Raw genomic sequence first — 10066 nt, forward strand, 5'->3', positions numbered from 1 at the left:
ATGACCATCAGTACCCAGCAGTCGCCTTTGGCCGGTTTTGGTAATCTTGGAAAAATTCCCGAGCTGCGCAGGCGGTTGCTCTTCACACTCGGCATGTTGATCGTCTATCGGGTCGGCGCCCATGTGCCGATTCCAGGGATTGATCCGTCGGCTCTGGCTGCTTTTTTTGCCCAGCAGCAGGGGACGTTGTTGGGCATGTTCAATATGTTTTCCGGCGGTGCCCTGTCGCGTCTGACTGTCTTTGCCTTGGGTATCATGCCGTATATCTCCTCGTCTATTATTCTCCAATTGATGACGACGGTTGTGCCTAAACTTGAATCTCTCAAGAAGGAGGGGGAGTCGGGCCGCCGTAAGATCAACCAATATACCCGCTATGGGACAATCGCCCTGTCGATTTTTCAGGGATTTGGCATTGCCTATGGCATGGAGAGCATGCAGGCCGGGGGGTTGTCGGTTGTGGTCCAGCCAGGTTGGCACTTCAGGATGATCACAGTAGTGACCCTGACGGCTGGTACGGCCTTCATCATGTGGGTGGGCGAACAAATCACGGAGCGCGGGATTGGTAACGGGATTTCCCTCATCATCTTTGCCGGTATTGTTGCCAACCTGCCTGTTGCCATGGCCAACACTTTGCAACTGACGCGCACCGGGGATCTTCAGCCCCTGTTTGTGTTGTTTCTGGTCATTATGTCTATCGTGGTGACCAGCTTCATCATCTTCATGGAACGGGCACAAAGGCGCATATCCATTCAATACGCCAAGCGCCAGGTGAGCGGTCGCCGCATGGTGGGTGGCGAGCAGACCCATCTTCCCCTCAAGGTAAACACGGCTGGAGTGATTCCGCCGATCTTTGCCAGTGCCATCATCCTTTTCCCGGTGACGATTGCCAATTTTGCTCCCTGGGAGTGGTTGCAGTCCCTGTCGGCGTCGCTTTCGCCTGGTCACGCCATGCACATGCTTCTCTACTCTTCGGCGATTATCTTTTTTTGTTTTTTTTACACGGCAATCGTTTTCAACCCGGAAGAAACTGCCGACAATCTGCGTAAGTACGGTGGTTTTGTTCCCGGTATCCGTCCTGGGCAGCGCACGGCGGAACACTTTGATAAGATTTTGACCCGCTTGACGTTGATCGGCGCCATCTACGTTGTCGCGGTCTGTCTGCTGCCAGAGATCCTGATTGCCAACTACAACGTTCCGTTCTACTTCGGTGGAACCTCCATGCTGATTGTGGTAGGCGTCACCATGGATACTGTGTCGCAGATCCAATCCTTTCTGATCAGCCGGCAGTATGAAGGCCTCATGAAGAAGGCCAAGATCAAAGGGCGGCGTTAGCCCCAACGACACACAGGACCGGTGTGACCGGGCAATGGGGTTGTCCTGGTCATCCATCGCAGAGGGATGGATAGTATGAACGAAACGCTCACTGGGAGTTGGTGGTTCGGCGACTGGCTGCCCTCATGTGGCAGAATGGCTGGAGTGGCGAAAGCCCGGTCAATTGATAATGCAGGAGTGGTGACATGAAAGTCCGCGCATCGGTTAAGGTCATGTGCAAGGATTGCAAGGTGGTCCGCAGAAAGGGTTTGGTGCGGGTCATTTGCAGCAAGCATCCCAAACACAAACAAAAGCAAGGCTGAATGATTTCAGGTCGTCGGGGTTTGTGTGAGGTTCTGAATTTCCCGAAGGCCTGGGTAGTCTGTCCCCTCGGAGGTTGAGAAGTGGCCCGAATTGCTGGAGTCAATATTCCCGTCAACAAGCGGATTGAGATCGCCCTGACCTACATTTTTGGCATCGGGCGGCACCTGTCGCGAAAAATCATTGAAGAAGCTGGCATTTCACTGGATGCGAGGGTCCATCAACTCTCGGATGGAGAGGTAGCCAAAATTCGCTCCATCATCGATGCCCAGCACTCCGTCGAGGGTGACCTACGCCGCCAGGTGGCTATGAACACCAAACGTCTGATGGATTTGGGAACCTACCGGGGGTTGCGCCACCGTCGCGGTTTGCCCGTGCGCGGACAGAGAACCCACACCAATGCCAGAACCCGGAAAGGCCCGCGTAAGCCTATCGCCGGGAAGAAAGGAGCCTGACCATGAACAAGGTCCAGAAAGGCGTGCGTGTTCGGCGGCGTGAGCGAAAAAATATCGCCAGCGGTGTTGTCCACATTCAATCGACGTTCAACAATACCCTGATCACCATCACGGACCCTTCGGGGAACGTGCTATCCTGGGGCTCTGCCGGCGCCCAGGGGTTCAAAGGGTCGCGCAAATCCACCCCCTTTGCCGCCCAGATGGCCGCCGAGGCTGCTGGAAAAAAAGCCATGGAACATGGCATGCGCAATCTGGAGGTGCGTTTGAAAGGCCCCGGTTCTGGACGTGAATCGGCCTTGCGCGCTTTGGCCGCAATCGGCTTCAACATCGGTACTGTACAGGATGTGACACCGATCCCACACAACGGGTGCCGCCCGCCCAAGCGTCGGCGCGTCTGAATTGACACTGTTTTCGGGAGTTCGACTGACAAATGGCTCGTTATCTTGGATCCAAATGCCGAATCTGCCGGCGAGAAGCAACCAAACTTTTCCTGAAAGGTGAGAAATGCTTCTCTGACAAATGCGCCATTGAGCGCCGCAGTTATATCCCCGGACAGCATGGTCAGAGACGGCGAAAAGTTTCTGACTACGGCATCCATCTGCGCGAGAAACAAAAAATCAAGCGTACCTACGGCCTTCTGGAACGCCAGTTCCATAATCTCTTCAAGAAGGCTGAAAACATGCGCGGTGTCACCGGCAGTAATCTGCTCACGCTCCTGGAACGCCGCCTTGACAATGTCGTTTTTCGCCTTGGATTCTCCATCTCCCGGAGCGAAGCCCGGCAGATAGTGCGGCATCGGCAAGTTCTGGTCAATGACCGGAAAGTCGATATCCCCTCCTTGCTGGTGAAACCCGGCGACAAAATAACCGTCGTGCCCAAGTGCCAGGAGCATCTGCGCATCAAGGCGGCTGTGGAGAAGGCCACTTCCCGGGGCGTTCCTTCCTGGCTGGAACTGGATCCAGCGAAAATGTCCGGTGTGTTCCGGTCAGTTCCAGATCGAAGCGACCTCCCTGCCGACATCAACGAGAACTTGATCGTTGAGCTGTACTCTAAATAATTTACATGGGTTCAGGGGAGCTTAGATGCATAGGAATTGGACGGAACTGATAAAACCCCGGACCATTGAGCTCATCGGGGATGGTGATATCACCCGGCGGGCAACTCTGATTGCCGAGCCTCTGGAGCGTGGTTTTGGTACAACGTTGGGCAATGCGTTGCGTCGGGTGCTCCTCTCGTCGCTTCAGGGTGCGGCTGTCACTTCGGTGCGCATCGATGGTGTGCTGCATGAGTTTTCCAGCATCTCTGGCGTTCTGGAAGATGTTACCGAGATCATTCTGAATATCAAGGGTCTCGCGATTAACATGCAGGGCAATGGCCCCAAAACCATGTACCTTAAAGCTGATACCGAAGGGGTGGTGACGGCTTCCAGGATCCAGTGCGGTTCCGATATTGTCATCCTCAACCCCGACCACCACATTGCCACCTTGAACAAGAGTGGCAAGCTCGACATCGAAATGACGGTCAACTCGGGAAAAGGCTACGTGCGCGCTACACAGGGCCGGGAGGACGAACCAACCTCCATCGGTGATATCCCTGTCGATGCCAGCTTCAACCCAGTCAAGCGCGTTGCCTATCGTGTCGAGAATGCCCGCGTCGGACACCAGACAGACCATGATAAACTGGTCATGGAAATTGAGACCAACGGCGTAGTTTCACCCGAAGATGCCTTGGCTCTGGCGGCGAAGATTCTGCAAAACCAGCTGAACCCCTTCATCAACTTTGAAGAGGTGCCGATCAAGGAGTCCAGAGAAGAAGAGAAAGGGCCGCGTTGGAACCCCAATCTGTTCCGCAAGGTTGATGAGCTTGAACTCTCGGTTCGCTCTGCCAATTGCCTAAAAAATGATGACATTGTCTTCATCGGCGATCTGGTTCAGAAAACCGAGGCTGAAATGTTGAAAACCCCTAATTTTGGCCGTAAATCCTTGAATGAGATCAAGGAGGTACTTGAGGAAATGGGCCTCCACCTGGGCATGACCCTCGATAACTGGCCGCCCGAAAATATCGAAGACCTCTCCCGGCAATTCGAGGAAGATAACTTCTAGGAAGGTTGCACACATGAGACATCGCAAATGTGTCCGGAAATTGAACCGGGATTCCGCGCATCGCAAGTCATTGATCTCCAATATGTTGGGCAGTCTATTTATCCACGAGAGGATTGAGACCACTGATACCAAGGCCAAAGTTCTCAAGAGGTTCGCTGATCGCATGATCACCCTGGGAAAGCGGGGTGATCTGCATGCCCGGCGGATGGCCCTGAGGACGATCAAAAACCAGGATGCGGTTCACAAACTCTTTAACGATATTGCGGAACGGAATCGCAACCGCCCAGGCGGTTATACGCGGGTTCTCAAAACGCGCTTTCGCTACGGAGATTGTGCTGCCATGTCCCTTATCGAACTGGTTGAGCGTTCCGCTTCGGGCGGCGGCCAAGTGGCTGGAGACGGGAAATAGGCGCTGTGGCGCTTGTGAAGTCGACAAGAACAGGGGTGGGGATTTTTCCCCGCCCTTTTTTTTTGGAGTGAGGAGATGGTTGGTCAACCACCGGTTGTCCTGTTGACTGATTTCGGCAGCACAGACCCCTATGTGGGGCAGATCAAGGGCGTCCTCTACCGGAATTGCCCCAACCTGCGCTGCATCGATCTTTACCACGATGTTCCACCTTTTGCCGTTCACGTGGGTGCGTGGATGATCGGCAGAACCATGCGCTTTATGCCCTTTCCAGCGATTTGGTTCTGCGTTGTCGACCCTGGGGTGGGTGGTCAGAGACGGATCCTTCTGGTGCAATCGGGCGGCATGATCGGTGTGGGGCCGGATAATGGTTTGCTGGAACCGTTCCTGCTGCGCGAAGACAGTCTGGTCTATTCGGTTGACCTGTCGGCCTTTGCCGGTTCCAGCACGACCTTCCAGGGGCGGGATATCATGGCGCCCGTCGTGGGCCAACTGCTCAATGGTTATGAACCTTGGCAACTTGGGAAGCCCGTGGGTGATCCCCAACGCCTTGTGGGCAAAGAGTGGGAACACATGGCCCAGAATCAGTGGGAAACCCATGTGATGCTGGTGGATCGTTTCGGCAACCTGGTGACAGGTCTACCCGCCAATGAAATGGCTGGAATCCCGGTAGTCGGTTGGATTGATGGTCAACCCTGTGGTGTCCAGGTGGCAACCTTCTCCGATCTGCGTAAGGGTGAAGTGGGGCTGGTGGCCGGAGGGTTTGGTACCATGGAAGTGGTCGTCAACCAGGGCAGTGCCGCCTTGCGCTACCAGGCTGGTATCGGTACCAAGGTGACCCTGAGAGTGAGCGTGGATGCGGCATAGTCGCCGTGGGAAAGAGGGCTGAACGGTTGCGATGGCCCGGTCATCCGCCTTGTTGACCGACCTGGAGGGTTTTTTGGGAGGTGATTTGCCGGCACTTGACCCTGAAGGGGAAACCCGATACCTTGTCGACCACTGCAAGGCGATATCTTCCCCGGTAGCTCAGTTGGCAGAGCAAGTGGCTGTTAACCACTGGGTCGCTGGTTCGAGTCCGGCCCGGGGAGCCAATACAAATCAGACAGTGAAGGCTGCCCGCATGGTGGCCTTTTTTGTTTGGTGCGACCAGGTTGCTCCTTTTGGTGGGTGCTTTCGATCTGCGCATGCAAGTGGATTTTTCCTGGTGTTGTGAGATATCCTCGGACGCAGGAGGAGACGAGACGTGAGTCACGCCATACCGTTCGATACCCTGGCCTTTGTGAAGGAACTGGAAGTTGCTGGCGTTCCATCTGCCCAGGCCGAAGCCCAGGCCAATGCCTTGTCCAGGGTCATCCAAAAGGTGGAGGCAACCCTTCAGGAAGGAGTGGCAACCAGGCGTGATGTTGATGAGGTGCGCTTGGAAGTTGAGAAGGTACGCAAGGAAATATCTGATTCAAAGGCTGAAACCATCAAGTGGATGGTCGGCATGTTTGCGGCCCAGACCATGCTGATTATCGGGACCATGTTCGCCATGATGAAGATGAATCAGCATGCTCCACCTGCCTACGCACCACCGCACACCTCCCAGGAAATGCGCCTGCCCTACCATGCGCCGCAACTGCCATCCGGGACGCCACCGACAAGGTGACGCCGGCATCCCCACCCGCGCCGGTGTCTCGGTTCGGCGTGACATGGAGTTCACGCAACGGTTTGTGAAAAAAGATCATCCCACCGTGCCATATGGCTACCCTTCTGACGCACCAGCCGGAAGCCGTGCATTCTGGAGTGGCCAGGCACTCCATGCCCGGAGCGTTGCGGCAGGCGGCATACCGCTACCAGCAGGGCTTCGAAGTTGCGTCCTTGGGTGTGAGGTGCGCATGTTTGGAGGAGTCCTGGTAGATGACCGGTTCCGCCCCGACCTCCATGGCCTGGCGTTGGGCCTTTTTGGCAGCACGATGCAGAGTGGCCTCGGCTTGGCGGAAATCAATGTGGAATTATAAGACCCATCAGATCAACGTGCGACACTGCCGAGCGGTTGAGAGGGTGTCATGACTGAATCAGGGCGCCATAACATGGCGGACAGGGTCGTTTATTCAACAGAACGGGGTCGCATGTGCCCCGATTGCCGTCAGCCTGTTGCAGGGTGTGCGTGCAGTCGGAAGAGGTCACACACCCGTGCCGACGGCGTCGTGCGCGTCTCCAGAGAGACAAAAGGGCGCAAGGGAAAATGCGTGACGTTGGTGCGGGGCGTTGCGCTGGATTCTGAATCGTTGGCACAACTGGGTCAATCCCTCAGAGTAGCCTGCGGGACTGGTGGTACGGTGAAAGAGGGGGTGATTGAACTCCAGGGGGAACACGTGGGACGGGTGATCGAACAATTGAGCCATCAGGGTTGGGTCGTCAAGCGCGCCGGGGGATAGGTCATGAGAGATGCGCAACCTTCCATGTCGAACTGGCGATCGAGATCCTGACCGTGTCGGGCCTGAAACTTGGCTATGTGCCGCGCATCTGCAACCCTGTCATTGCCCGGCTGATGGGTGTCGGAAAAACCATGTTGGCCCAGGTCGCTCGCATGAAAGCTGCGGCCATGGACACTTCCGTCTCAGCCATGGTCAAGGGGTTCCTTGTCCAATGGGCCTCAGGAGAAAGCGAGAACGAACAACTCAAACGTGAGGAACGCTCCCTAAGGGCAGCAGTTTTAACTTTTACCGCCTCGGATCGTTTAAACCGAGACGAGGTGCATGATCGGTATGCGATTTCTTGACACCAACATTCTCCTTTATTCTATCAGCTGTGCCGCTGCGGAAGACAGAAAGAGGGGAGTTGCCATAGGCCTCCTGGACCAGGATGATTGGGTTCTGTCGGTGCAGGTGTTGCAGGAGTTCTATGTTCAGGCCACCCGTGTATCCAGGCCGGATCCCATTCCGCATGAGGTCGCTGCCGGTCTGGTTCGCACCTGGTTGCGATTCCGGGTTCAGGGGATCACTGTCGCGGTCATGCGTGGTGCGTTGGAGATCAAGGCAACCCATGATTTTTCGTATTGGGACAGTGCAATCATCTCCGCTGCACGAGCTTCTGGCTGCCTGGAGATATACTCCGAGGATCTGAGCCACGGACGCGAGGTCGAAGGCATCACCATCTTCAATCCATTTCGCTGAGTCGTCCCAGGTATTGAGCAAGGTCTGCGCCGCACCTATTTCCAGGATTCTTGTTTAAAAACGGGCGTTTGCCCATCAATTCTGCCCCGCATTGACCGTACCCAGGATACCGGGAAGCAGCAGCGGATCGACCCGCGCCCCCCGCACCAGAAACCCCCAGTGCAAATGTGGACCCGTGGCGCGTCCCGTCTTGCCGACCGTGCCCAGGACGGTTCCGGCGGGGAGCCACTCCCCCTCTGCGACACGAAAATCATGCAGGTGCGCGTACAGAGAGATGACGCCATCGCCATGGTCCAGAAGCAACGTGTTGCCGGTGAAGAAATAGTTTTTTCCCAACAGAGCCACGGTTCCTGGAGCGGGTGCCATCACGGGCGTCCCTTCCAGCGCAGCTATGTCAACACCGTTGTGGGGGTTGCGCATCTGACCGTTGATCTGCCGACGGCTGCCAAAGACTCCGGAAAATCGCCCAGTTACGGGTATCCGAAATCCGTCAACGAATCCAACCCTGCCGCCGCGTCGCTGATAAACGGCCAGGATGGATGCGGTCTCTCTGGCGGCTCGCGCCGTATCCTCAGGGTTGGGATTGACCTTGTTCACAGGCAGGGTCAGCGTTTCGACATGGTAAGAACGTTTGGGGATCTGTAGATTTTTTCTCAGGATGACCGTTTTGCCGGAGGGAGGTTGGACCCTGACCTCCAGAAGGAGCGTACCTGTTTTTGCCTCCATGTCCAATGCAAGCAGGGCCTGTCCATCGGCTGTGAAGGGGACGGGGTTGCCTGCCAAGCTGCCCTCGAAGCGGCTTCCGTGGGGAAACCCAGGTACCGACACCATGACCGCCATGCCTGGTTGCAGCGGTGCCGAGAGGTGCAGGGATTCGTTGCTGGAAGCGACTTTTGCCCCCAGCATCTGTGTTGCCAGCAGGATAGCCAGCCACCACGTTGGTCTGTGCATCATCGACTTACTCCAGCCTGACCACCTGGGCAGCCAGTTTGCCGCGTGCCAGGGTGACGTTGATGGGATCGCCTTGTGTCACGCCATCCGTCCGCCGCAAAACCCGGCCTTCCCGGTCCCGGACGATGGCATATCCTCGCTCCAGGGTGGCGTGTGGGGAGAGGGCTGTCAGGCGAAATTGCAGCGCGGAGAGGAGTGAGCGCTTTTGCCGGGTATGGTGCTGAGATGCATGCAACAAGCGGAGGAGGAGCGTATCCACGCGCTGGCGGCAGAAGGGGAAATAGCGTCCCTGCCGCCAGGCAAGGAGGCGTGCCAAAAGTTGGTGCGACCGTTCTTGTTGTCCCGACAATGCAAGGTGCATGGAGCGAAACAGGCGTTCGACCAGCTCGTCACAACGTTGCCGGGATTGTTCCAGGTGGCGTCGGGGGTCACGCAGTCTGGCTCGGCACGCTGCGATACGCTCACGATGCCGTTGCACATGGCCCAGAGCGGCCCGATCCAAACGATGGCGCAAGGTCCGTATGTGATTGTCGAGAAGCGCTTTTTCCGGGAGGATGCGCTCCGCCGCCGCCGAAGGGGTTGGACAGCGGAGATCCGCCACCAGATCAGCCAGGGTGACATCCACTTCGTGGCCGACCGCACTGACGACGGGCGCCTTGGATCGGGCGATGGCCCTGACGACAGCCTCTGTGTTGAAAGCCGCCAAATCCTCCGCCGAGCCCCCTCCGCGGCCACAAATGATGACTTCGGCGCGGCCATCGTGGTTGAGAAGATCCAGGGCGGCAGCGATTTCATCAGGCGCAGTGACCCCTTGGACCTGGGCATGCGCCACCAGGAGATGATAATGCGGAAATCTTAGATCCAGTACCCGGATGATGTCGTGGATGACAGCGCCGGATGTCGAAGTGACTACGCCGATGATGCCCGGCAGGAGGGGGAGGGGGCGTTTGCGCGTTTCGGCGAATAAACCTTCGGCGCTCAGGGCGGCATGCAGCTTCAGCAACCGGGCCCGTTCGTCACCTGCCCCCTGGGGAGCCAACCCTTCGATGACCATCTGGTATTCGCCGCGCGGTGTGTAAACCGCAATCCGTCCTGTCGCCAGAACGGCATCACCGTCACGCGGCAGATGCGGCAGCCGCCGTGCCGTGGTACGCCAGATGACACACCGCATCTGGGAATCGGCATCGACCAGGGTCAAATAGACATGCCCCGAAGGCGGCTTGCGCAGACCGGACACCTCGCCACGCACCCGAACATAGGGGAAGGCATCCTCCAGCAACTCACGAACCTGCTCGTTCAGTTCGGTGACAGTGAGCGCATCATCAGGACGGGGTGACAGAATCAGGGACATCGGGAGACCAC

At 56.9% G+C, this 10066-nt stretch carries 14 protein-coding genes and 1 tRNA gene; 13 read left to right on the forward strand and 2 right to left on the reverse strand.

What is annotated here, in order from left to right:
- The 13 genes from secY (at position 1) to HQL63_03310 (ending at position 7753) form a co-directional block, all read left to right on the forward strand.
- The gene (gene secY, locus HQL63_03250) at positions 1-1332 is read left to right on the forward strand and encodes a preprotein translocase subunit SecY (GenBank protein ID MBF0175854.1); all 1332 of its coding nucleotides are present in this window, start codon (positions 1-3) and stop codon (positions 1330-1332) included.
- Positions 1333-1517: 185 nt separating this feature from the next.
- A complete protein-coding gene (gene rpmJ, locus HQL63_03255) occupies positions 1518-1634 on the forward strand; it encodes a 50S ribosomal protein L36 (GenBank protein MBF0175855.1) in 117 nt (38 codons plus the stop codon).
- Positions 1635-1715: 81 nt separating this feature from the next.
- Positions 1716-2087, forward strand: coding sequence for a 30S ribosomal protein S13 (gene rpsM / locus HQL63_03260; GenBank protein MBF0175856.1), 372 nt, complete (start codon positions 1716-1718; stop codon positions 2085-2087).
- Between the two features lie 2 nt (positions 2088-2089).
- A complete protein-coding gene (rpsK, locus tag HQL63_03265; protein ID MBF0175857.1) occupies positions 2090-2485 on the forward strand; it encodes a 30S ribosomal protein S11 in 396 nt (131 codons plus the stop codon).
- 32 nt (positions 2486-2517) lie between these two features.
- Entirely contained in the window at positions 2518-3144 is a 627-nt protein-coding gene (gene rpsD / locus HQL63_03270; GenBank protein MBF0175858.1) for a 30S ribosomal protein S4, read from the forward strand.
- Between the two features lie 25 nt (positions 3145-3169).
- Positions 3170-4189, forward strand: coding sequence for a DNA-directed RNA polymerase subunit alpha (locus HQL63_03275; protein MBF0175859.1), 1020 nt, complete (start codon positions 3170-3172; stop codon positions 4187-4189).
- Between the two features lie 13 nt (positions 4190-4202).
- Positions 4203-4598 (forward strand): 50S ribosomal protein L17, encoded by a 396-nt coding sequence (gene rplQ / locus HQL63_03280; protein MBF0175860.1) that lies wholly within the window; start codon positions 4203-4205, stop codon positions 4596-4598.
- Between the two features lie 75 nt (positions 4599-4673).
- Complete coding sequence (locus tag HQL63_03285; protein MBF0175861.1) at positions 4674-5462, forward strand: SAM-dependent chlorinase/fluorinase; 789 nt, start codon at positions 4674-4676, stop codon at positions 5460-5462.
- 148 nt (positions 5463-5610) lie between these two features.
- Positions 5611-5686, forward strand: a tRNA-Asn gene (locus HQL63_03290).
- Between the two features lie 152 nt (positions 5687-5838).
- Complete coding sequence (locus tag HQL63_03295; GenBank protein ID MBF0175862.1) at positions 5839-6243, forward strand: DUF1640 domain-containing protein; 405 nt, start codon at positions 5839-5841, stop codon at positions 6241-6243.
- A 424-nt stretch (positions 6244-6667) separates the two neighbouring features.
- The gene (locus HQL63_03300) at positions 6668-7015 is read left to right on the forward strand and encodes a translation initiation factor Sui1 (protein ID MBF0175863.1); all 348 of its coding nucleotides are present in this window, start codon (positions 6668-6670) and stop codon (positions 7013-7015) included.
- A gap of 113 nt (positions 7016-7128) precedes the next feature.
- Positions 7129-7359: a hypothetical protein gene (locus HQL63_03305; GenBank protein MBF0175864.1), complete on the forward strand. Its 231-nt coding sequence runs from the start codon at positions 7129-7131 to the stop codon at positions 7357-7359.
- The gene (locus HQL63_03310; protein MBF0175865.1) at positions 7337-7753 is read left to right on the forward strand and encodes a PIN domain-containing protein; all 417 of its coding nucleotides are present in this window, start codon (positions 7337-7339) and stop codon (positions 7751-7753) included. The genes HQL63_03305 and HQL63_03310 overlap by 23 nt, the downstream gene beginning before the upstream one ends.
- Positions 7754-7828: 75 nt before the next feature.
- Here HQL63_03310 and HQL63_03315 read toward each other — a convergent pair whose 3' ends face one another.
- Positions 7829-8707 carry a M23 family metallopeptidase gene (locus HQL63_03315; GenBank protein MBF0175866.1) on the reverse strand — a complete coding sequence of 293 codons (879 nt, stop codon included), beginning with the start codon at positions 8705-8707 and terminating at the stop codon, positions 7829-7831.
- 4 nt (positions 8708-8711) lie between these two features.
- Entirely contained in the window at positions 8712-10055 is a 1344-nt protein-coding gene (gene xseA / locus HQL63_03320; GenBank protein ID MBF0175867.1) for an exodeoxyribonuclease VII large subunit, read from the reverse strand.
- Positions 10056-10066 lie beyond the last annotated feature (11 nt).

It is taken from the genome of Magnetococcales bacterium (genome assembly GCA_015231175.1).
Taxonomy (GTDB): Bacteria; Pseudomonadota; Magnetococcia; order Magnetococcales; family DC0425bin3; genus HA3dbin3.